This is a genomic window from Paracoccus xiamenensis (assembly GCF_011308835.1).
GTDB lineage: Bacteria > Pseudomonadota > Alphaproteobacteria > Rhodobacterales > Rhodobacteraceae > Paracoccus > Paracoccus xiamenensis.
This window is the reverse complement of sequence record NZ_JAAOHY010000005.1, coordinates 28,727-50,145: the sequence shown is the minus strand read 5'-3', so window position 1 is coordinate 50,145 and position 21,419 is coordinate 28,727. Positions and strand designations below refer to the sequence as shown.

Sequence of the window (21,419 nt, the reverse complement as noted above, 5' to 3'; positions counted from 1 at the left end):
GGGCGCACGGGATGGGAACGGGTGCCTAGTGAAAATCGCGCGAATTCGGCAGCACCCGCATATTGCGCGGGTGCACGCGGCCCGAATGTTCGCCGGTCTGGGCAGGCGGTACCGACATGCCTGCCAGCCGAGCCAGCACGTCGCTGCGGTCGGTCAGGGTCTGGACGACGACATGGGTGACGCCTTCGGCGCGCTGGATGCGGCCCTCGATCGCGATCACGCGGGCGGTCATGGCGGCTTTGCGGAAGCGGTCGAAGACGTTCTGCCACAGGACCAGATTGGCGCTGCCGTCCTCGTCCTCGACGGTGACAAAGCAGACACCCTTGGCCGATCCGGGGCGCTGGCGGATCAGGACTAGCCCGGCCAGTCGGACCAGCTTACCGTTCGGCAGCCGGTCCAGATCGCCAGTCGAGACATAGCCCTGCGCCCGCAGACTGGCGCGCAGAAAGCGCATCGGATGGGCCTTCAGCGACAGGCGCAGGGTCTGGTAATCGGCGACCACCTGTTCGCAGACGGGCATCGCGGGCAGGGTGACGGCGGGCTCGTCCCCCTCATCAACTGCGAAAAGCGGCAAGGGCGGTGCGTCCTTCAGCGCGCGCGCATCCCACAGCGCCGCCCGCCGGTCGAGACCGGCCGAGCTGAACGCGTCGCCTTCTGCCAACCGCCGGATCGCGGGGGCGGTCAGGCGGGCGCGGCGCTGGATGTCTTCAACACCGGCATATGGCGCGTCGCGGGACGCAATCAGGCGGGCGGCATCCTCGGCCCGGAAGCCGTCGATCTGGCGCAGGCCAAGGCGTAGGGCGAAACTACCCTTCGCGCTAGGCTCCAGCGTGTTGTCCCAATCCGAGAAATTCACATCGGCGGGCAGCACGGTGACGCCATGTTCGCGGGCGTCGCGGACGATCTGCGCGGGGGCATAGAACCCCATCGGCTGGCTGTTCAGCAGGGCGGCGGCGAAGACATCGGGGTAATGCAGCTTCAGCCAGGACGAGACATAGACCAGATGCGCAAAGGCCGCCGCATGGCTTTCGGGAAAGCCGTAATCGCCAAAACCCTTGATCTGGTCAAAGCAGCGCCGGGCGAAATCGGGGTCATAACCACGCCCGACCATGCGCCCGACCATCTTGTCCTGCAAGCTGCCGATGGTCCCGCGTGACCGGAAGGTGGCCATGGCCTTGCGCAGCTCATTCGCCTCGCCGTCGGAAAACTCTGCTGCGACCATGGCGATCTTCATCGCCTGTTCCTGAAAGATCGGCACGCCCTTGGTGCGGCCAAGGATTCCGCGCAGTTCGTTTGGGTCATGCGGCGGGGCAGGAGAGGGGTATTCCTCGGCCTCCTTCCCATTGCGGCGGCGCAGGTAAGGGTGGACCATGTCGCCCTGAATGGGGCCGGGGCGGACGATGGCGACCTCGATCACCAGATCATAGAAACAGCGTGGGCGCAGGCGCGGCAGCATGTTCATCTGCGCCCGGCTTTCGACCTGAAAGACGCCCACGCTGTCGCCCTTGCACAGCATGGCGTAAACGGCCTTGTCCTCGGGTGGGATGGTGGCAAGTGTCAGATTTTCGCCGTAATGCGCAGAAATCATGTCGAAGCACTTGCGGATGCAGGTCAGCATCCCAAGCGCCAGCACATCCACCTTCAGGATGCCCAAGGCGTCGATATCGTCCTTGTCCCATTCGATGAAGCTGCGATCCGGCATGGCACCGTTGCCGATGGGCACGGTTTCGGTCAGCGGGCCTTCGGTCAGGATGAAGCCGCCGACATGCTGGGACAGGTGGCGGGGCATGCCGATCATCTGTTCGGCCAGCTTGATGGTCATGGCCAGCCGTTTGTCGCCCTTGGGCAGGCCGGCCTGAGCGGCATGTTCCAGATCCTCGCCCCAACTGCCCCAGACGGTATTGGCAAGGGCTGCGGTCACATCCTCGGACAGGCCCATGGCCTTGCCGACCTCTCGGATGGCGCTGCGGGGGCGGTAATGGATCACCGTCGCGCACAGGCCCGCGCGTTCACGGGTGTATCTCTTGTAGATGTGCTGAATCACCTCCTCGCGGCGTTCATGTTCGAAATCCACGTCGATATCGGGCGGCTCGTCACGGGATTCGCTGATGAAGCGTTCGAACAGAAGGTCGCTGGTGGCGGGATCGACCGGGGTGATGCCAAGAACGAAGCAGACGGCGCTGTTGGCCGCCGATCCCCGGCCTTGGCACAGGATGCCCTCGCCACGGGCGAAGTGGACGATGTCATGGACGGTCAGGAAATACTGGGCGATGCGCTTTTTCGCGATCAGGGTCAGCTCGTGCTGTAACTGCGCGCGCACCTTGTCGGGGATGCCGTCCGGGTAACGCCCGGCCGCACCTTCCCATGTCAGCGCGGCAAGGTGGGTTTCGGGGGTTTCTCCATCCGGGACGGTTTCGCGCGGGTATTCGTATGCCAGATCGGTCAGCGTGAAGGCGCAGGCATCGGCGACGATGCGGGTCTGGGTCAGCGCGTCGGGCCAGCGGGAAAACAGGCGGGCCATTTCAGCGGGCGATTTCAGGTGGCGTTCGGCATTGGGGTTCAGCAGACGCCCGGCGCGGTCGATGGTCACGCCTTCGCGAATGCAGGTCATCACATCCTGCAAGGGACGGCGGTCGGGGGCGTGGTAATGCACATCGTTGCTGGCAAGGATCGCCAGCCCCGCCGCCTGTGCCGCCCGGTCCAGCCGGTTGATCCGCGCCACATCATCGCCGCGATACAGATAAGAGGCCGCGACATGGCGCAGCCCCGGAAGTCGCGCCGCAAGACCCGGCAGATTGGCCAGATCGGCGCGGTTGCAGCGCTCGGGCGGGATCCAGATCAGCTGGATGCCTTCGGCGTGATCGGCCAGATCGTCAAGCGACAGATCGCACGCTCCCTTGGCCTGCCAGTTCCCATCCAGATCGTGCCGCCGCCCCTTCGAGATCAGCGAGGACAGCCGCCCATAAGCCGCCCGGTCTTTCGGATAGGCCAGAAACGCCGTCCCATCCGCCAGCACCAGCCGCGCCCCGATCAGCGGACGCATCTGCGCCTTGGTCGCGGCGACATGCAGCCGCACCACCCCGGCAAGGCTGTTTAGGTCTGCGACCCCGATCGCGTCATGGCCAAGGGCGTGAGCGGTCAGGACCAGTTCCTCGGCGGTGCTGGCGCCGCGCAGGAAGGAAAAGGGGGTGGTGATGCCCAGTTCCACGAAATCCGCGCGCGGATTGGGGGTGAAATCGCCCGACAGACGAGGGCGCGGAGGGCGTTCTGCATCGGGCATCAGGCAAAGACCCCCTGCACGAACCAGCGCGGCGCGGGGCCGCGGCCATCGCCCGCCAGCCCTTCGCGATACAGCCACAGGCGTTGGCCGTCCTCATCCTCGATCTTGTAGTAATCGCGCAGCCTTGTGCCGGGGCGGTCCAGCCACCATTCCGGCGCGATACGTTCCGGCCCCTGCCAGCGAGCGATGCGGGTTGGCCTGCCGCGCCACTGGAACTGCGCGGGCGGGCCTTCGGGGACGGCGTAAAGGACGCGGACCTCCTCGGGCGGGTCCAGCATCCGGGCCGGGCGATCCTGCGAAGGTGAGCGCAGGACCGGGGCGGCGGGGGCGTCGGTCGGGACGGTGCCGATGCTGCGTTCGGGGATATGGCTGTCCTGCGGCTGTGGGCGGATCAGCCGGTCCGGCCCGAACCGCGCCGCCAGTCGGTCGATCAGGCGCGGCAGGTCGCGGCTTTCGGTGGTCGCGCCGCCAAGGTCGCGCTGCGAGGGCGCGAAGGGTTCGGTTTCCGGGGCGGCAAGCTCGATCAGGTCGAAGCCGAAACCGGGGTCGATCCGTTCCAGCCTTTCGCGAAACAGGAAAACGATGTGATCGGGGTCGCGGGTGGGGGATGCCGCGCCCGCCTCGATCCAGCGCATCTCGCCATCGCTGCGCCAGACGCTGAGACGCAGCAGGCGCGCGCCAAGGGCAGCGACCGACAGATCGCGCGACAGGGCGGCGGCCAGATCCGGCAAGTGATGGGTGGGGTCCAGAACCGGCTCTGGCAGGCGGGCCTGCACATGAAAGCGGGCGGGCGGATCGGCGGGGCTGATCGGCTCGGGCAAGCGGGCCATGGCCTGATCCAGCCGGATCAGCGGGTTGTCGGTCCGGTCATGGCGCGCAAAACGCCGGGCAAGCGCCACGCGCGGCATGGCCGCCAGATCGCCCACCGTCTTCAGCCCCAGCCGGCGCAGCACCAGCACCGTGCTGTCCGACAGGCGCAGCGCCGCGACCGGCAGCGGATGCAGCGCCGCCGCATCCTGCGCGATGACATCCTGCCCGTAACGTGACAGTGCCCAGGCCGCGCCCCATGAGGGTGCCAGCGCTGCGGTGACCCGATGGCCCAGCCTGTCAAACTGGGTGCGGATGGTGGCCAGCATCGCCGCCTCTCCGCCCCACAGATGGGCGGCGCCGGTGGTGTCCATCACCAGCCCCGGCATCCCGGGGCCAGAGCTGTCCACCGTCGTCCAAGGACAGAACCGCCGTGCCCACAGTGACAGTTGCGCAAGTGCCGCCTGATCGCCCGCCGGATCGGCAGGATCGGCCCGCAGATCGGGGGACAGCGCACGCATATCGGTCAGCCGCGCGCCGGGTCTGATCCCTGCCGCCATCGCGGCAGAGTTGGCGGCATGGATGATCGGGCCATGATGTCCTTCGACCCACAGCGCGAAAGGCGTTTCAGCCGGCGGCGCGGTGCCGGCGTGTGGATCCGCCGCCTGATGCTGCGCCGCCCGTGCCAACTGCCGCATCCGCCGCTCGATCGGGAAATGGGGCAGCGAAATGCAGGCGATCCGCCGCGCCGTCTGCGCCGCGTTCATGGCTGACCACCCATTCGCCGGGCTTCTTGTCGCGCGTGCGCAGCAACTCGACCCGCCACAGGGGCGCGCCAGGGGCGGCAGGGTCGTCCGCATTCCGCGCCGAGGGCAGCGCCGTCACCCGCCAGCGGTCGCGCAGCGCGCTGGCTTCGGGCCGCGCGGCGTGCCGGATCAGCCACAGCGTGACGCCATGCGCTTCGGCCCGCAGGGCAAGCCGGCGGGAGGCGGTAAAGCTGAGCGCCGTGGGATTGCCGTGGATTTCCGCCACCACGGCCGACAGCGCCGGGCAGGCCAGCCCTTCCTCGGCCGCGGTCAGCACGTCGCGCGGATGGGCGGGCCGCATCAGCAAGGCCTGCGGCAGCGCGCCCGCCAGCCAGGGACGCCCGGCCAGCCGCGCGCTTTGCCGGTCCTGAAGCCACAGCACCGGACCATGCAGATGCGCCATGACAAAGCCCTGAAACGCCCCGTTGGGGGCTGCAAACACCTCGGCGCTGCGGGCCGGTTGGGGCGCAGCGAAAGGGGTTTTTGCGGGCAAGGTCGAGGAGCGCATTCATCTGACATGATTCAAGAAAGTTCCCTTTTTGTTCTATATCCTTCAACCCTGCCGAGTCAATTGGACCAGCCGATTTCGCCCAACACAGGCTGGTGAACGTGATTGCGGCGGGCCTCCTTGCGAAGGCTGCCGCAGGATCTGGTGTCAGGGGTGAAACGGACCGCAAGATGCGCCAGAATCAGCCGTCTGTCGTGTGCGGCATTCGGGTGAGCCGCCCGCCAAATGGGGCTGGCGCAGCCGGCCGTGCAGCGTTCGGCCAGCATGCTGGAACAATCGGCGCGAGTGCGGTTCTTTAAGCACGCCGCGCATGGATTGAGCGCCAGACGCGCCGCAAGGCCGTGTCACATGCGGCGCGGCTGGCATTTGCCGAGATGGAACAGGCCGTGGCCGATCTGGCCGCGCCGCGCGGGGGCGAGATCGACATGGTGCTTGGCGCGCGGCGTGCCCCGTCAGCGGTTGACGACATCCAGCGGCGGCGGCGGCGCGTCTGCGCGAGATCCTGTGCAATAGCGATCATCTGGCGCATTGTCGCGGATTAGGGCCAAGGCGCCGGGCGAATCGCAGCCCCTGACAGCGCTGCCAATCGACCTGCTGCAGGAGGAAGCCGCCAGACTGGGCTAAGGCGATGCACGAGGCCACCGGCAAAGGCATGCGTTGAAGCCGTCGCAACAAGCGGAAAGCTTGCCGTAAGATGCCGCCTGAAAAAGGGAAATTCTGGAGCGGGTGAAGGGAATCGAACCCTCGTATTCAGCTTGGGAAGCTGCTGCTCTACCATTGAGCTACACCCGCGTGACGCCTCCGCTACCGCAGGCGGCGCGGCAGGTCAAGCCTTAGCGCAGCCCCATCTCGGCCAGTTCGGCGGCAAGCGCGGCGGGCAGGGCGTCGTCATGGTCGCGGCCAGCCGCCAGATCGGGGGGCGCATCGCCTGCGTCAAGATAGCGCCAGCCCTGAAAGGGGCGGCGTGGCACGGCGGTGGTACGAATCAGGTCGCGGTCCAGTATCAGCGCGCAGCGGCGGATGCCGTCTTCGCCCACACGTTCTTCCAGCCCGATCAGGCGCTGGCGCGCCAGCAGGATGCCCTTGAACACCCAGTAGATCGAACCGCCGGCGAGCAGCTCGGCCTCGCGCTTGGGCCACATGCGGGTGACATGAGCGGCATGCCCGCTGCCAAAGCGCAGGCGCTGCCATTCCTCCAGATCGTCGGGCCCATCGGCGCCGACGCAAAGCTTGACCAGATTGACGTGCTTGACCATGCCACCGATATAGGGGACCGGAACGGCGGCGCAAAGGGTGCATCATGGGTTCGACACGGCGTAAGCAGGCATATTGGTGGGCCGGCATCACATTGGCCTTCATGCTGGTGATGTGGCTGCTGGGTCAGGCGATTCTGCCATTCGTCATCGGCGCCGGTGTCGCCTATCTGCTGGACCCGCTGGCCGACCGGCTGGAACGGGCGGGGCTAAGCCGGACATGGGCGGTGGTAACCATCACCCTGTCGGCGCTTCTGGTGCTGGTCGCCTTCATGTTGTTCCTTGCGCCCATCGTGCTGCGGCAGGCCGCGCAACTGGTCGAGGCAGTGCCCGGGATGATTCAGGGTTTGCAGGACTTTCTGATGCAGCGCTTCCCCGGCCTGCTGGCCGAAGGCGGACCGCTGGATTCGTCCTTGCAGAACCTCGCCTCGCTGGTTGGTGAGAAGGGCGGGCAGGTGCTGAGCTCGGTTCTGAATTCGATCTCGGGCGTGGTGGGCATGATCGCGCTGCTGGTGATCGTGCCGGTGGTCGCCTTCTATCTGCTGCTTGATTGGGACAATCTGGTCGCGCGGGTCGACAATCTGCTGCCACGCCAGCACGCGCCAACCATTCGCCGCCTTGCGTCAGAGATCGACCAGACCCTGTCCGGCTTCGTGCGCGGGCAGGGCACGGTGATGCTGATACAGGGCACCTTTTACTCGGTCTCGCTGATGGCCGTGGGCCTGCCATATGCGGTCGCCATCGGTATGGGCGCGGCGTTTCTGGGGATCATTCCCTATGTCGGCACCCTGATCGGCGGCGCCACGGCGATCGGTGTGGCCATCTTCACCTTCTGGGATGAGCCGCTGTGGATTGCCGTTGTCGCCGGGATTTTCGTGATCGGTCAGGTGGTCGAAGGCAATTATCTGCAACCCAAGATCGTCGGCAACCATGTCGGCCTGCATCCCGTCTGGCTGCTGCTTGCCCTGTCGGTCTTTGGTTCGCTGTTCGGCTTTGTCGGCATGATGGTCGCGGTGCCGCTGGCCGCCGCCCTTGGCGTGCTGGTGCGTTACTGCGCCGAACGCTATGTCGAAAGCCCGATGTATACCGGCGTCGATCCCGACCCGGTCATGCCCGAGCCCATGCTGGTCGAAGTCGTCCCGGAAGGTACGCTGCGCGCCATGCGCACCGATCTGGATGCGCCGCCCGCCGATAACGGGCCGCGTGTCTGACCTGTGGCACGGCAACTGACCCTTGACCTGGGCCACCGGCCCGCGCTTGGCCGGGCGGATTTCCTGGTCACGAAGGCGAATGCGCTGGCCATGGCGGTGCTGGACACGCCCGAAGGCTGGCCGCAGGGCCGGATGCTGCTGCTGGGACCGGACGGGTCCGGCAAGACCCATCTGGCGACGATCTGGGCGGCGGAAACCGGGGCGATGCGGATCTCGGCCTCGGGGTTGCGGCCCGACATGGTCGACGCGCTGGCAACCGAGGACGGTGCCCTGGTCGTCGAGAATGCCCACCGCGTCGGCTTTTCCGCCGGCGCTGAACAGGGGCTGTTCCACCTGTGGAACCTGTGCGCGGCACGGGGCTGCTGGATGTTGTTGACGGCGCGGACGCCGCCGCGTGATTGGGATATGGTGTTGCCCGATCTGCGCAGCCGCATGTCGGCCATGCCAATGACCCGGATCGGGGCCCCGGACGAGGCGCTGCTGGCGGCCGTGCTGGTCAAGCTGCTGGCCGACCGGCAGCTAAGCGCACCGCCCGGTCTGATCGACTGGCTGGTGCCGCGCATGGACCGCGATCTGGGCCTTGCGCGCCGGCTGGTGGCGGCGCTGGATGCCGAAGCCATGGCCGAGCGGCGCGGCCTGACCCGCAGCATGGCCGCCGATCTGCTGGAACAGCTGACGACGAATTAGGCAATCCCGCCGCATGCGCGCCCGGCATGGCTGGACATTCCCCGACCACCCGGCGCATGATCCGGGCCGACCTTTTCCAGCGCTTTCCGATGACCCAAGCCGATTTTCTGAAACACCCGCCTCCTGCGCCGGTCCAACTGGCCGATGTCTCGCCCGAAGGGCCGGACCGCTTTTTCAACCGCGAACTCAGCTGGCTGAGCTTCAACTGGCGGGTGCTGGACGAAGCCCGCAATGTCCGGGTGCCGCTGCTGGAACGCCTGCGCTTCCTGGCGATTTCGGCCACCAACCTTGACGAATTCTATACCGTCCGCGTGGCCGGCCTGCGCGAACTTGCGCGCGAGGGTGCTGGCACGCCCTCGCATGATGGCCGCCGACCGGCCGAGCAGTTGCAGATGATCAATGCCGATGCCCGCCGGTTGATGGGCGCGCAGCAGGCGGTCTGGAACGGGCTGCGCAAAGAGATGGAGGCCGAGAATATCGTCATCCTGTCGCGGTCGCGGGTGACTCGTGCCGAGGCGGATTATCTGAACCGGCATTTCCGCGAGCAGGTCTTCCCGGTGCTGTCGCCGCTGGCCATCGACCCGGCGCACCCGTTCCCCTTCATCCCAAATACCGGCTTTTCGCTGGCGCTGGAGCTGGCACGCGAATCCGACGGTCGGCGGATGCAGGCATTGCTGCCCATCCCCGCGCAGCTGCCGCGATTTATCCGGCTGCCCGGCACCTCGCGCTTCCTGCGGCTGGAAGATCTGCTGCTGATGAACCTGTCCAGCCTGTTCCCCGGCTATCGCGACACCGGGCATTGCGCCTTCCGGGTGCTGCGTGACAGCGATCTGGAGGTCGAGGAAGAAGCCGAGGATCTGGTCCGCGAATTCGAAACCGCGTTGAAACGGCGCAGGCGGGGCAGCGTGATCCGGCTGAAGATCACCGAAGGCGCCCCCGATGCGCTGCGCCGGATCATCATGGAAGAACTGCATGTCAGCCCCGATGAGGTGGTCGAGGTCTCGGGCCTGCTGGGTGTTGCGGACCTGAAGGATCTGGTGCTGGACGACCGCCGCGACCTGCAATGGCCCAGCTTCACCCCTCGGGTGCCCGAACGGGTGCAGGACCATGACGGCGACATGTTTGCAGCGATCCGGCAAAAGGACATGCTGCTGCATCACCCGTATGAAACCTTCGATATGGTGATCCGCTTTCTGCAGCAGGCGGCGCGTGACCCGAATGTGCTGGCGATCAAGCAGACGCTGTACCGCACCAGCCGCGACAGCCCGATTGTCGAGGCGCTTTGCGAGGCTGCGGAATCGGGCAAGTCGGTCACCGCGCTGGTGGAGTTGAAGGCGCGTTTCGACGAGGCCGCGAATATCCGCCAGTCGCGCCGGCTGGAACGCTCGGGCGCGCATGTCGTTTACGGCTTTGTCAATTATAAGACCCACGCCAAGATCAGCACGATTGTCCGCCGCGAAGGCGACGCGCTGGTGACCTATACCCATTACGGCACCGGCAACTATCACCCCATCACCGCGCGCATCTATACCGACCTGTCGCTGTTCACCTGCGACGCCGCACTGGGGCGCGACGCCACCAAGGTGTTCAATTTCCTGTCCGGCTATGTCCAGCCAGAGGGGCTGGAAAACCTGTCGATCTCGCCCATCGCCATGAAGGAACGGCTGATCGAACTGATCGGGCGCGAGGCCCAATATGCCCAGGCCGGCCGTCCCGCAGCCATCTGGGCCAAGATGAACTCGTTGATCGAGCCCGACGTGATCGACGCGCTCTATGCCGCCTCGGCCGCCGGGGTGAAGGTAGACCTGGTGATCCGGGGAATCTGCGGGCTGCGCCCCGGAATTGCCGGGCTGTCTGAAAATATCCGGGTCAAATCCATCGTTGGCCGGTTCCTGGAACATTCCCGCATCGTCTGTTTCGGCGCGGGTTTTGGCCTGCCCTCACGCAAGGCAAGGGTCTTCATCAGCTCTGCCGACTGGATGGGGCGCAACCTGAACCGGCGGGTGGAAACACTGGTCGAATGCCTGAACGACACCGTGAAGGCGCAGATCGTCAACCAGATCATGGCCGCCAATATGGCGGATGAGGCGCAAAGCTGGACCCTGCAACCCGACGGCCGCTATTTGCGGCACCTGCCTGCCGGGCGTGACGATCTGTTCAACTGTCATCGCTTCTTCATGGAAAATCCGTCCCTTTCGGGTCGCGGCCGGGCCGGCGTGGGCGATGTCCCCGCCTTGACCCATAGCGCCGATTAGGAAAGAACCGGACCCATCACAGCCCCGTGACCGGAATCAGGAGCGATGCGATGAACGGCAAGGCGAAGGTGCAGGATCCGTTCGAAGGCCTGTTCGAGGATGCCTCGGCCCGCGCGCTGTCGCGGGTGGGGGTGGTCGATGTCGGCTCGAACTCGATCCGCATGGTGATCTTTGACGGCGCGGCGCGTTCGCCTGCCTATTTCTACAACGAAAAGGTCATGGCGGGGCTTGGCAAGGACATGGCCTCGACCGGTCGGCTGAACCCGGAAGGGGTTGAACGCGGATTTGCCGCGCTGAAGCGTTTTGCGGTCATCGCCGAAGGGATGCGGGTGCGCCCGATGACCGTGGTGGCCACTGCCGCCGTGCGCGAGGCCGAGGACGGTCCCGAATTCCGCAAGCGCGTTGAAAAGGAAACCGGCCTGAAGCTGAACGTCATCGACGGCGAGGAAGAAGCCCGCCTGTCCGCGCAGGGCGTGCTGCTGGGCTGGCCGGATGCCCGTGGGCTGGTCTGCGACATCGGCGGCAACTCGATGGAATTGGCGGTGCTGGACGGCAAGGGCGGTATCGGCAAGCGCGCGACCTCGCAACTGGGGCCGTTCCGCTTGCAGCAGGTCAAAGGCGGCGAGGACGGGCTGAAACAGCACATCGCCGCGATCATGAAGGACCTGGCCAAGACCGTCGGGCTGGGTCACGACCGCATCTATCTGGTCGGCGGGTCATGGCGGGCCATCGGACGGCTGGACATGGAACGCCGCGATTATCCGATGGCGGTGCTGCACGAATACCGCATGACGCCGGAAGACGTGCTTGAGACGGTGAAATGGATCGACAAGCATGACCTTCAGGCGCTGCGGTCACGCGTCGGCATCTCCAGCTCGCGGATGGAGCTGGTGCCGCTGGCCAGTCTTGTGCTGCGCGAGCTGGTCGAGACATTCAAGCCGAAGGACCTGGCCATTTCGTCTTACGGTATCCGCGAGGGGCTGCTGTACGAACATATGTCCGACAGCCTGCGCGCCCGCGATCCGCTGCTGGAATCGGCGAAATTCACCGAAAAGCAGATGGCGCGGCTGCCCGGGTTCGGCAAGAAGCTGTACCAGTTCCTGCTGCCGCTGTTCGAAGACGCCCCGCCCGAACGCGACCGCCTGATCCGCGCCGCCTGCCTTTTGCACGATACCTCGTGGCGGACCCATCCCGATTACCGGGCCGAGGCCTGTTTCGACAACGTGACCCGCGCAAACATGGCCGCGCTGTCCCACCCAGAGCGGGTTTTTCTGGGCCTGTCGCTGCTGCACCGCTACAAGAACTCTCGTGCGGGTTCGCCCATGACGCCGCTGTTCAAGATGCTGTCCGACGACGAAATTCAGGCTGCTGAGGTGCTGGGCAAGGCCATGCGCTTCGCCGCCATGTTCTCTATCAAGGACCCCGCCGAGGCGGGGGAGCTGAAGCTGTCGAAGAAAAAGGACAAGCTGGAGCTGTCCCTGACCAAGACCGGCCGCGCCCTGTTCGGTGAAGTCGCCGAGGCGCGGTTCCAGTCGCTGTGCAAGTCGATGGGGGTCGAGGGGGTTGTGAAGGGGTAGCGCCTTTTCGTCGCGGACCGCACAGCACCCGCAAGTTAATTGTTGCCGATTTACAAGAGCGAACGTATTCCTCGCATAATAGTGAAGAGTTCGAAGGGGTTGCTTGTGGACGGTCTGACGCTTCTTTTTCCGTTTCTCGCGGTTGCGGGTGTATGGGCTTTTGCCGAATTGTTGGATGACGACGATTCGGATGGCGGGGATATTGAAGATAATTTTCCTGAGCCTGAGCCTGAGCCTGAGCCTGAGCCTGAGCCTGAGCCTGAGCCTGAGCCTGAGCCTGAGCCTGAGCCTGAGCCTGAGCCTGAGCCTGAGCCTGAGCCCGAGCCGGCTGATGGTGATGACAATATCATCGTGAAAAACGCAGTGCGTCCCGGCGATGCGGAAATTTTGAATGATCGTACTTACTGGGCGGGGTCGTTTACCGCATCAGAGGTCAGCCCGGATGGCGAACACGCTGTCCTCACCGAAGGCGGCCTGAATGGGCAAGTTCTGCCGCAGGGGCTGGAATATATCGAGGCCGGCGCAGGCAACGATACTGTCACCGTAAAGGCGGGCAGGATTATCGTTGATGCGGGCCCGGGCCAGGACCTGATAGACATGTCGGGCGCCGATCAGGGCCTTGTCTTCGCGGGCAGCGGCGATACCGTTATCGGTGCAGGGGCCGATGGCAAGGTCTGGGGCATGATCAAGGGCGATGCCGAATACCGGGGCGGCAGCGGCATGGACGATGTGATTGCCTATGACAGCGATGGCGGCGTGATCGACGGCGGCGCCGGGGACGACCGACTGACTAGCACCGAGGTCGCCAGCAAGCTGATGGGTGGCGATGGCAACGACACGCTAGAGGGCGGGCGCCCGCTGGAACGGAACTGGGAAGGCCCCTATTTCCCGCAATATGTGGACTCGGCTGCCGATACCCTGCAGGGCGGCGCAGGGGATGATCACATCGAATTCGGCAATCTCGATCAGGTCGAGGGGGGCGAGGGGAGCGACTATTTCGGCGGGTGGATCACCGCTGACGGAGGGGTGGCGGAAGTCAGCGACTTCCAACGCGGAACCGACAGCTTGTCACTCGTCCTAGATCAGCCGATCGAGGAGGAGCAGGATGCAATTGATCTCGCCGCGCGGCTGGAAGTGGTTGAAAATGCCGATGGCACCGTCGTCCGCTATGATGGGAATGAGGTGCTGAACCTGCCCGGTGCCACTGGGTTGACCGCGCAGATTAACGGTCCCGGTGTTACGAACTATGATCTGGCTGGGAATGTCGTGACGACCAAGACGGCCGATCTGATCTTCCGCGGCTTCTACTGATATTCGGTTCATTCGGTTCGCAGAGAATAGGAAGGGCGCTTGAGGGCGCCCTTCTTTCTGATCCAAACGGGCTGCGCCCTGTTCGGAGAGGTCGCCGAGGCGCGGTTTCAGCTGCGGATTTGTCGATGGGGGCTGAGGAGGGCGTTTGCGATGAATGATGCGGTAGGGTGCGTGCTCGCACGCACCGTTCGCGCGTGAGGCGATGATCATTGGTGCGTGCAAGCACGCACCCTACGATTCCTGACAAAAACCTGCTGTTGCCTTGATGGCCAGATTGATCGTATTGCGATGCGGGTTAGGTGTCAGCGACCATGTCGGCCATGCGGTTGTTGCCACAGCCCCACAAGATATGCCTGAACTAGCCGGAGGTGGATTTGAGCGGAGATTATCACGAACATTATCGCGGTGGAGTTCGCTTTGTCAGTCCGAATGGCAGGCTGCTTCGAAACCTGTCATTGACCTTGGGGCAGAGTATTCCTTCCGATTTCCCTTTTGAAGGGACGGTCTATGTCTGCGCTCATGCACTTTTCCCGGAGACTGACGAAGGTGTCAGCCTGGGTATCCAGACAGAACAGTATTATGATGAAAACGGTGCCAAGCTTTGGGGAGATGTTCCGGACCAGAATATCAGCCAGATGTTTGATAGATATGATCATGTTCTGGATTGGTCATACGCGAACAAGGGAAGGTATGAGGGTCTGACGCAAGGCGACCGTCTTCACTTTGGACCCTGGGTTTTCCCCAATGAGCAAGTCCAGTTTGTGCCTGGAGATGCACCGTTCGTATTCTTCGGGAATATGGCGGAAAGAAGGCGCAGCGTACTTAGGGAGCTGGCCGAAAGGGTCAGGATTGATATCCTGCCAAAAGGAAGTTTTGGAGAAGTCCTGTCGGAGGCCATCAGGGACTCGCAAGGCATCCTCAACGTGCATTTCGATAACGGAATTTACTCTGAGGTGCCGAGGATCCTGACTGCGTATCATGCAGGTAAGGCGGTTGTCTCAGAACCCTTGGCGCAGCCCTTCGAGGCTGGAAAGCACTATATTCCTCTCGATGATCCATACAGTTTCAATCCAGAGGAAATATTCCGGAATATGGAGAAACTGGCAGCAAGATACAGATTTGCGGAGTTCCTGAAGAAGATATTTCCGCCGGCTGGCTGAAAACGGGCTTCCGCCCCCTTACGACGAAGGTTTGTACTTCTGATACCTGCAGTTAAAAAAAGGCCGCCCCATTCGGGACGGCCTTTCCATTTCTGCCACAGATGGCAGAGGATGATTACATCATCCCCATGCCGCCCATGCCACCCATGCCGCCCATGTCGGGGGTGCCGCCTTGGCCTTTCGGCTCGGGCTTTTCGGCGACCATGGCCTCGGTGGTGATCAGCAGGCCTGCGACCGAGGCTGCGTCTTCCAGCGCGGTGCGCACGACTTTGGCCGGGTCGATGACGCCGAACTTGAACATGTCGCCATATTCTTCGGTCTGGGCGTTGAAGCCGAAGGCCTTGTCGTTCGATTCGCGGATCTTGCCTGCGACGACAGCGCCGTCGACGCCAGCGTTTTCAGCGATCTGGCGCATCGGGGCTTCCAGCGCGCGGCGCACGATGGTGATGCCGGCTTCCTGATCCGAGTTCGCACCCTTCAGGCCTTCCAGCGCCTTGGCGCCCTGAACCAGGGCCACGCCGCCACCGACGACAACGCCTTCCTGAACGGCCGCGCGGGTCGCGTTCAGCGCATCATCAACGCGGTCCTTACGCTCTTTCACTTCGACTTCGGTCATGCCGCCGACGCGGATCACGGCAACGCCGCCGGCCAGTTTGGCCACGCGTTCCTGCAGCTTTTCCTTGTCGTAGTCGCTGGTGGTTTCTTCGATCTGCTGACGGATCTGGGCCACGCGGGCTTCGATCTCTGCCTTGTCGCCAGCGCCGTCAACAATGGTGGTGTTGTCCTTGTTGATCGAGACTTTCTTGGCGGTGCCCAGCATGTCGACGGTCACGTTTTCCAGCTTCATGCCCAGATCTTCGCTGATGACCTGACCGCCGGTCAGGATCGCGATGTCCTGCAGCATCGCCTTGCGACGATCGCCGAAGCCCGGAGCCTTGACGGCAGCGATTTTCAGACCGCCGCGCAGCTTGTTGACGACCAGCGTGGCCAGGGCCTCGCCTTCGACGTCTTCAGCGATGATCAGCAACGGCTTGCCCGACTGAATGACGGCTTCCAGCAGCGGAACCATCGGCTGCAGCGACGAGAGTTTCTTTTCGTGCAGCAGGATATAGGCGTCTTCCAGATCGGCGACCATCTTGTCGGGGTTGGTCACGAAATAGGGCGACAGATAGCCGCGGTCGAACTGCATGCCTTCGACGACTTCGACGTCGGTTTCCATGCCCTTGTTTTCTTCGACGGTGATGACACCCTCGTTGCCGACCTTCTGCATGGCTTCGGCGATCATGGTGCCGATGCCTTCTTCGCCGTTGGCCGAGATGGTGCCGACCTGGGCGACTTCGGCGCTGTCATTGACCGGACGCGAGGCAGCCTTGATCGATTCGACGACTTTCGAGGTCGCCAGATCGATGCCGCGCTTCAGGTCCATCGGGTTCATGCCGGCGGCAACCGCCTTCATGCCTTCCTTGACGATGGCCTGGGCCAGAACCGTCGCGGTGGTGGTGCCGTCGCCAGCTTCGTCATTGGTGCGCGAAGCGACTTCGCGGACCATCTGGGCGCCCATGTTTTCGAACTTGTCGGTCAGTTCGATTTCCTTGGCGACCGAAACACCGTCCTTGGTGATGCGGGGCGCGCCGAAAGAACGGTCGATGACCACGTTGCGGCCTTTCGGGCCCAGGGTGACTTTGACCGCATCCGCCAGAATGTTGACGCCTTTCAGCATCGAATCGCGCGCGGTGGTGCCGAACTTAACGTCCTTGCCAGCCATGTGTATTCTCCTAGAAACTTGTTTGAATTGAAGCGCTTGTCAGGGGTCGGCAGATCAGCCGATGATCCCCATGATGTCGCCTTCCTTCATGATCAGCAGCTCTTCGCCGTCCAGCGTGACCTCGGTGCCCGACCATTTGCCGAACAGGACGCGGTCGCCAGCCTTGACCGAAGGCGCGATCAGTTCGCCCGAATCCTTGCGAGCGCCTTCGCCAACGGCGACGATTTCGCCCTCAGCGGGTTTTTCCTTGGCGCTGTCGGGGATGATCAGCCCGCCCTTGGTCTTCTCGTCCGATTGGACGCGCTTGACCAGAACGCGGTCGTGCAGTGGTTTGAAAGCCATGTGAACACTCCGGTGTTTCAGGTTGCAGTGTCTTGTTGGCACTCGGTCTTGGTGAGTGCCAGTGCAAGCCGATCTAGGGGCCGGTCACACGCCTGTCAACGGGAAGGTTGGGGAAAATTCCGCTCGGCTGGCTGGTCTTTGGCGTGGCACTGTGGAAGCCTGCGTGAAGCCAGCAGGGGATATGCCATGAAATGCCTTTTTGCCGCCGCAGCGCTGAGTCTGATCGCGCCGGCAGTTTTCGCAAATGAATGCGTCGGCAGCAACCTGATCGCGCAATTGCCTGCCGCCGATCAGGAAACCATCCGCATTGCGGCGGACGCGCAACCCTACCATCAAGGGCTGCTGTGGCGGGCGCGCAAGGGGGACGCGCAGATCACCATGGTTGGCACCTATCACTTCGATCTGCCGGAACATCAGGCCATGGTCGACCGGCTGGCCTCGGTGATCGCAGATGCCGACGCGCTGCTGGTCGAACTGGGCCCGAAGGAGGAAGAGCAGCTGAAATCCGCCATGCTGGCCGATCCGACGCTGATGATGGACCCCACCGGCCCGACCCTGCCGGAACGCCTGACCCCGGTCGAATGGGAGGAAGTGGCGGCCGCAATGGAGGAACGGGGCGTTCCCGCCGTCATGGCCTCGCGGATGCGGCCCTGGTATGTCTCGATGATGATGGCGATTTCGCCCTGCATGATGGCGCAGATGGCGCGGGATGGCAGCTCCAACGGGCTCGACTGGCAGTTGATGGACAAGGCCGAGGAAGCGAATATCCCGATCCGCGCGCTGGAGCCTTGGGATACGGTCCTCAAGATGTTCGGCGACATGACCCCTCAGGAAGAGGAGGACATGATCGTCTATTCGCTGCCCGCCGCGCGCCATGCTGATGACTATGCGGTGACCATGACGGATGCCTATCTGGCCGGGGATGTCTGGCAGATCTGGGAATTTGGCCGCATCGACGCCTATCGCAACTCGGGCCTGCCGAAGGCCGAGGTGGATCGCCTGACAGAGGAAGCGCAGGTTCTGCTGATGGATGCCCGCAATGAAAGCTGGATTGCGCCACTGACCGAAGCGGCAGAGGATGCTGCTGCGAAGGGCAGGGGCGTGGTTGCGGCATTCGGTGCGCTGCATCTGCCGGGTGAAAATGGCGTGCTGCGGTTGCTGGAAACGGACGGCTGGACCATCGAAAGGCTAGAGGAATGAGCGACGATCTGTGGCGGCAGGAAGAAATCTGGTGGACCATGGGCGCGGCCGAGGCCGCGCGCCGAATGGCCCCCAACTGCGTGATGGTCCTGTCGGGCGAGATTCTGCAGGGCGAGGATATACTGGCCCGACTGTCGCAAGGACCGCGCTGGGACAGTGTAACCATGCTGGATCGCCACATGGCCGAAAGCGGGGACATGGCGGTGCTGGCCTATCGCGCCGAGGCAAGCCGCGCGACCGGGGCAGAAACCCGGCGGCGGGTGCTGTGTTCGTCGAACTGGATCCGGCTGGATGGCTGGCGGCTGATCTGTCACCAGCAGATGCCGATTTGATCCACCGCTTGCCGGCCGGGCGCGCCCGCGTCGCACAGCCGAAGGCCGAGGATCGCCGCCAGCCTTTCCCCTTTGCCAGTGAAGTCTTCCTTGCGCGTGACTTCGCCGTCCGGGGCATGAAGCCACAGGTCGCAAGCCGAAGCCGCCGTTCGTCCTGCTTCGATGCACGACACTTCCTCACAGTGCCAACTGCTCCAAGATCGTCTCGATGATCTTCGCATGGACCGCTGCCCTGTCCGTGGCGCCTGGGTCGGTGCAGACCGGATCGTCCTGCTCGGCCTCCAGTATCTGCGGAGCTTCGGGCTTGCACAGTGGCATTGCGGTGAAATGGAAGGCAGGGGCCAACCGCTCCGTCCGCGCCTGGGGCCGCAGATCGGTAAGCCCGCCCAGTGAGAGTGCGGTCCAGCCGCCATAGGAAAACCCGGCCGCCATGATGCGCGACGTATCGATATGGCCCCGAAAGAACGGCTCCTCAGCCAATTTGTCCATCGAGACCGATAGATCTGCCGCCCGGCTCCATGCTTCCCATCCCCGTTTTCGTATCACTTGTTCTCGGCTTTGCCTGCCTGCGCCTTTTGCGGGAACAGAAGCGGATAACCGCGCTTGGCCTTCTGCTGGCGCTTTGCGCGGTGCAATCGCTGATCATCGCCCTGGCGCAGCACTATATGGTGGCAGGGATACGGTGGGTGCAGCCGATCACCGCGTCACTCATCCCGCCTACGGCGTGGTTCGCCTATCAGAGCACCGCCGTCCGAAGCGCCGACCGCGCCGATCTGCTTCACGGCCTTGTTCCGATCCTGGCGATTGCGGCGCTTCTGGTTGCGCCCGAGTTTCTGGATATGCTGCTGCAGGGGCAATCGGTCGCCGATGCCATGCTGTCATCGGGTTTCAATACCAAGTCGAATTTCAACCGTGAATTTCTTCGCGTGGCGGGGGCCAGCCCAAGCGACTGGCTTCAGGGGGAACTCGACGTGGATGTTAAGCGTACCTAGTGCTGCGAGGAGGTCGCCGGGTCGGTATTACTCCAGCTTGCAGCCTCAGGCAGTGAGCAATCGAACTGGCCCCCGGGTAGAGTTGCGTTAACGCGAATCCGCCCGGGGGTCATAGCCGCTTAAGCGTCGCCATCCACCGGCATGTAAAGATCGCCGCCCTCGCGGTATTTCTGTGCCATGGCGGCCAGACCTTCTTTCTGCGCCTCGGCGCGGATGTCGTGAGATATCCGCATCGAACAGAATTTCGGCCCGCACATCGAACAGAAATGCGCGACCTTATGCGCATCTTTCGGCAGGGTTTCGTCGTGGAATGCCCGTGCCGTTTCGGGATCGAGGGCGAGATTGAACTGGTCTTCCCAGCGGAATTCGAACCGGGCCCGCGACAGGGCGTCGTCGCGAACCTGTGCCGCCGGATGTCCCTTGGCCAGATCGGCAGCATGGGCGGCAATCTTGTAGGTGATGACCCCTGTCTTGACGTCATCGCGGTCCGGCAGGCCAAGATGTTCCTTGGGCGTGACATAGCAAAGCATCGCCGTGCCGAACCAACCGATCATCGCCGCGCCGATCCCCGAGGTGATGTGATCGTAACCCGGCGCGATGTCGGTCGTCAGCGGCCCGAGGGTATAGAACGGCGCCTCGCCGCAGACGGCAAGCTGCTTGTCCATGTTCTCCTTGATCTTGTGCATGGGCACATGGCCGGGGCCTTCGATGATCACTTGGCAGTCCTTGGCCCAGGCGATCTTGGTCAATTCCCCCAGCGTTTCCAGTTCGGCGAATTGCGCCGCGTCGTTTGCATCGGCGATGGATCCGGGGCGTAGCCCGTCGCCAAGGCTGAAGCTGACGTCATAGGCGCGCATGATGTCGCAGATTTCGTCGAAACGTTCGTACAGGAAGCTTTCGCGGTGATGATGCAGGCACCATTTCGCCATGATAGAGCCGCCGCGCGACACGATGCCGGTGACACGGTCCACCGTCATCGGGATCATGTGCAGCCGCACCCCGGCGTGAATGGTGAAATAGTCGACACCCTGTTCGGCCTGTTCGATCAGGGTGTCGCGGAAGACCTCCCATGTCAGGTCCTCGGCGATGCCGCCGACTTTTTCCAGCGCCTGATAAAGTGGCACGGTCCCGATCGGCACGGGCGAGTTTCGGATGATCCATTCGCGGATATTGTGGATGTTGCGGCCCGTGGAAAGGTCCATGACCGTGTCCGCACCCCAGCGGGTCGCCCAGACCATCTTGTCCACCTCTTCGGCCATCGAGGAGGTTACCGCCGAATTGCCGATATTGGCGTTGATCTTGACCAGGAAATTGCGGCCGATAATCATCGGCTCGGCCTCGGGGTGGTTGATATTGGAAGGGATGACCGCCCGCCCGCGCGCCACCTCGTCACGTACGAATTCAGGGGTGACGAAATCCGGGATCGCTGCGCCGAAATCCTGCCCGTCGCGGGTCAGCGTCTGCTTTGCGGCCTTGCGGCCAAGGTTTTCGCGAATGGCGATGAATTCCATTTCCGGGGTGACGATGCCGGCGCGGGCATAGGCCAGCTGCGTCACGGCCTTTCCGTCCCGCGCCCGCACGGGGCGGTTGCGAACGGGAAATTCAGGCGTCAGCCGGTCGCCAGAGACGAAGCCGTTATCCTCGGGTTTTACATGTCGGCCTTCATAGGATTCCACATCGCCGCGGCCCATGATCCAGCCTTCCCGCAGGCGCGGAAGGCCGCGTTCGATGGCGATTTCGGCGCCCGGATCGGTATAGGGCCCAGAGGCATCATAGACCGTCACCGGCGGCTCACCCGCGCTTGGATGCAGGGCGATTTCGCGCATGGGCACCCGGATATCGGGATGCAGAAGGCCCGGTTTGAATACCTTGGTCGAGGCGGGCAACGGTCCTGTGGTGACCGTCAGGGTTTCTTTGGATGTCATGTCGAGGC

18 protein-coding genes and 1 tRNA gene are annotated in these 21,419 nt (G+C 63.8%); 10 read left to right on the top strand and 9 right to left on the bottom strand.

Annotation, left to right across the window (positions count from 1 at the left end):
- Positions 1–25 precede the first annotated feature (25 nt).
- From G7044_RS11940 to G7044_RS11930, 3 genes are read right to left on the bottom strand one after another with little or no spacing between them, the layout of a single operon-like run.
- Positions 26–3,280 (bottom strand): error-prone DNA polymerase, encoded by a 3,255-nt coding sequence (locus G7044_RS11940; RefSeq protein WP_166329136.1) that lies wholly within the window; start codon positions 3,278–3,280, stop codon positions 26–28.
- Positions 3,280–4,785: a Y-family DNA polymerase gene (locus G7044_RS11935; protein WP_166329434.1), complete on the bottom strand. Its 1,506-nt coding sequence runs from the start codon at positions 4,783–4,785 to the stop codon at positions 3,280–3,282. The genes G7044_RS11940 and G7044_RS11935 overlap by 1 nt, the downstream gene beginning before the upstream one ends.
- A complete protein-coding gene (locus G7044_RS11930; protein ID WP_328803850.1) occupies positions 4,715–5,335 on the bottom strand; it encodes a hypothetical protein in 621 nt (206 codons plus the stop codon). Before G7044_RS11930 ends, G7044_RS11935 begins: the two co-directional genes overlap by 71 nt.
- Before the next feature lie 407 nt (positions 5,336–5,742).
- Between G7044_RS11930 and G7044_RS11925 the strand changes: the two genes are divergently transcribed.
- Positions 5,743–5,943 (top strand): hypothetical protein, encoded by a 201-nt coding sequence (locus tag G7044_RS11925; protein ID WP_166329134.1) that lies wholly within the window; start codon positions 5,743–5,745, stop codon positions 5,941–5,943.
- 176 nt (positions 5,944–6,119) lie between these two features.
- On the opposite strand, the gene G7044_RS11920 is transcribed toward G7044_RS11925, so the two are convergent.
- Together G7044_RS11920 and G7044_RS11915 are read right to left on the bottom strand one after the other, a co-directional pair.
- Positions 6,120–6,193 (bottom strand) — tRNA-Gly (locus tag G7044_RS11920).
- A 41-nt stretch (positions 6,194–6,234) separates the two neighbouring features.
- Complete coding sequence (locus G7044_RS11915) at positions 6,235–6,657, bottom strand: DUF1489 family protein (protein ID WP_166329133.1); 423 nt, start codon at positions 6,655–6,657, stop codon at positions 6,235–6,237.
- Between the two features lie 44 nt (positions 6,658–6,701).
- On the opposite strand from G7044_RS11915, the gene G7044_RS11910 reads away from it, so the two are divergent.
- From G7044_RS11910 to G7044_RS11880, 6 genes are all read left to right on the top strand, one after another.
- Positions 6,702–7,865 carry an AI-2E family transporter gene (locus G7044_RS11910; protein ID WP_166329132.1) on the top strand — a complete coding sequence of 388 codons (1,164 nt, stop codon included), beginning with the start codon at positions 6,702–6,704 and terminating at the stop codon, positions 7,863–7,865.
- A gap of 3 nt (positions 7,866–7,868) precedes the next feature.
- Complete coding sequence (locus G7044_RS11905) at positions 7,869–8,552, top strand: P-loop NTPase family protein (protein ID WP_166329131.1); 684 nt, start codon at positions 7,869–7,871, stop codon at positions 8,550–8,552.
- An 89-nt stretch (positions 8,553–8,641) separates the two neighbouring features.
- Entirely contained in the window at positions 8,642–10,807 is a 2,166-nt protein-coding gene (locus tag G7044_RS11900; protein WP_166329432.1) for an RNA degradosome polyphosphate kinase, read from the top strand.
- A gap of 50 nt (positions 10,808–10,857) precedes the next feature.
- Positions 10,858–12,384 carry a Ppx/GppA family phosphatase gene (locus G7044_RS11895; RefSeq protein WP_166329130.1) on the top strand — a complete coding sequence of 509 codons (1,527 nt, stop codon included), beginning with the start codon at positions 10,858–10,860 and terminating at the stop codon, positions 12,382–12,384.
- A 105-nt stretch (positions 12,385–12,489) separates the two neighbouring features.
- On the top strand, positions 12,490–13,695 hold the full coding sequence (locus G7044_RS11885) for a hypothetical protein (protein ID WP_207630288.1): 1,206 nt from the start codon (positions 12,490–12,492) through the stop codon (positions 13,693–13,695).
- A 374-nt stretch (positions 13,696–14,069) separates the two neighbouring features.
- Positions 14,070–14,855 carry a hypothetical protein gene (locus G7044_RS11880; RefSeq protein WP_166329128.1) on the top strand — a complete coding sequence of 262 codons (786 nt, stop codon included), beginning with the start codon at positions 14,070–14,072 and terminating at the stop codon, positions 14,853–14,855.
- Between the two features lie 115 nt (positions 14,856–14,970).
- Here the strand turns inward: G7044_RS11880 and groL are convergent, their stop codons facing one another.
- Both groL and G7044_RS11870 read right to left on the bottom strand, forming a co-directional pair.
- The gene (groL, locus tag G7044_RS11875; protein WP_166329127.1) at positions 14,971–16,620 is read right to left on the bottom strand and encodes a chaperonin GroEL; all 1,650 of its coding nucleotides are present in this window, start codon (positions 16,618–16,620) and stop codon (positions 14,971–14,973) included.
- A 54-nt stretch (positions 16,621–16,674) separates the two neighbouring features.
- On the bottom strand, positions 16,675–16,962 hold the full coding sequence (locus G7044_RS11870; RefSeq protein WP_147096656.1) for a co-chaperone GroES: 288 nt from the start codon (positions 16,960–16,962) through the stop codon (positions 16,675–16,677).
- A 186-nt stretch (positions 16,963–17,148) separates the two neighbouring features.
- On the opposite strand from G7044_RS11870, the gene G7044_RS11865 reads away from it, so the two are divergent.
- Together G7044_RS11865 and G7044_RS11860 are read left to right on the top strand one after the other, a co-directional pair.
- Positions 17,149–18,162 (top strand): TraB/GumN family protein, encoded by a 1,014-nt coding sequence (locus G7044_RS11865; protein WP_166329126.1) that lies wholly within the window; start codon positions 17,149–17,151, stop codon positions 18,160–18,162.
- Entirely contained in the window at positions 18,159–18,494 is a 336-nt protein-coding gene (locus tag G7044_RS11860) for a nuclear transport factor 2 family protein (RefSeq protein WP_166329125.1), read from the top strand. The genes G7044_RS11865 and G7044_RS11860 overlap by 4 nt, the downstream gene beginning before the upstream one ends.
- A gap of 177 nt (positions 18,495–18,671) precedes the next feature.
- On the opposite strand, the gene G7044_RS11855 is transcribed toward G7044_RS11860, so the two are convergent.
- On the bottom strand, positions 18,672–18,983 hold the full coding sequence (locus G7044_RS11855) for an alpha/beta hydrolase (RefSeq protein ID WP_166329124.1): 312 nt from the start codon (positions 18,981–18,983) through the stop codon (positions 18,672–18,674).
- 29 nt (positions 18,984–19,012) lie between these two features.
- Here G7044_RS11855 and G7044_RS11850 point away from each other — a divergent pair, with 29 nt between their 5' ends.
- The gene (locus tag G7044_RS11850) at positions 19,013–19,486 is read left to right on the top strand and encodes an AraC family transcriptional regulator (protein WP_166329123.1); all 474 of its coding nucleotides are present in this window, start codon (positions 19,013–19,015) and stop codon (positions 19,484–19,486) included.
- Positions 19,487–19,605: 119 nt separating this feature from the next.
- On the opposite strand, the gene thiC is transcribed toward G7044_RS11850, so the two are convergent.
- A complete protein-coding gene (gene thiC / locus G7044_RS11845; RefSeq protein WP_166329122.1) occupies positions 19,606–21,411 on the bottom strand; it encodes a phosphomethylpyrimidine synthase ThiC in 1,806 nt (601 codons plus the stop codon).
- Between the last annotated feature and the right edge of the window lie 8 nt (positions 21,412–21,419).

Bases quoted from the DNA above. Each gene is read 5' to 3' on its own strand.
- G7044_RS11865 (WP_166329126.1), top strand. From the start codon at position 17,149: ATGAAATGCCTTTTTGCCGCCGCAGCGCTGAGTCTGATCGCGCCGGCA.
- G7044_RS11850 (WP_166329123.1), top strand. From the start codon at position 19,013: ATGCTTCCCATCCCCGTTTTCGTATCACTTGTTCTCGGCTTTGCCTGC.
- G7044_RS11870 (WP_147096656.1), bottom strand. From the start codon at position 16,962: ATGGCTTTCAAACCACTGCACGACCGCGTTCTGGTCAAGCGCGTCCAA.
- G7044_RS11935 (WP_166329434.1), bottom strand. From the start codon at position 4,785: ATGCGGCAGTTGGCACGGGCGGCGCAGCATCAGGCGGCGGATCCACAC.
- G7044_RS11855 (WP_166329124.1), bottom strand. From the start codon at position 18,983: ATGGACAAATTGGCTGAGGAGCCGTTCTTTCGGGGCCATATCGATACG.
- G7044_RS11910 (WP_166329132.1), top strand. From the start codon at position 6,702: ATGGGTTCGACACGGCGTAAGCAGGCATATTGGTGGGCCGGCATCACA.
- G7044_RS11915 (WP_166329133.1), bottom strand. From the start codon at position 6,657: ATGGTCAAGCACGTCAATCTGGTCAAGCTTTGCGTCGGCGCCGATGGG.
- G7044_RS11895 (WP_166329130.1), top strand. From the start codon at position 10,858: ATGAACGGCAAGGCGAAGGTGCAGGATCCGTTCGAAGGCCTGTTCGAG.
- G7044_RS11860 (WP_166329125.1), top strand. From the start codon at position 18,159: ATGAGCGACGATCTGTGGCGGCAGGAAGAAATCTGGTGGACCATGGGC.
- thiC (WP_166329122.1), bottom strand. From the start codon at position 21,411: ATGACATCCAAAGAAACCCTGACGGTCACCACAGGACCGTTGCCCGCC.
- G7044_RS11940 (WP_166329136.1), bottom strand. From the start codon at position 3,280: ATGCCCGATGCAGAACGCCCTCCGCGCCCTCGTCTGTCGGGCGATTTC.
- G7044_RS11900 (WP_166329432.1), top strand. From the start codon at position 8,642: ATGACCCAAGCCGATTTTCTGAAACACCCGCCTCCTGCGCCGGTCCAA.
- groL (WP_166329127.1), bottom strand. From the start codon at position 16,620: ATGGCTGGCAAGGACGTTAAGTTCGGCACCACCGCGCGCGATTCGATG.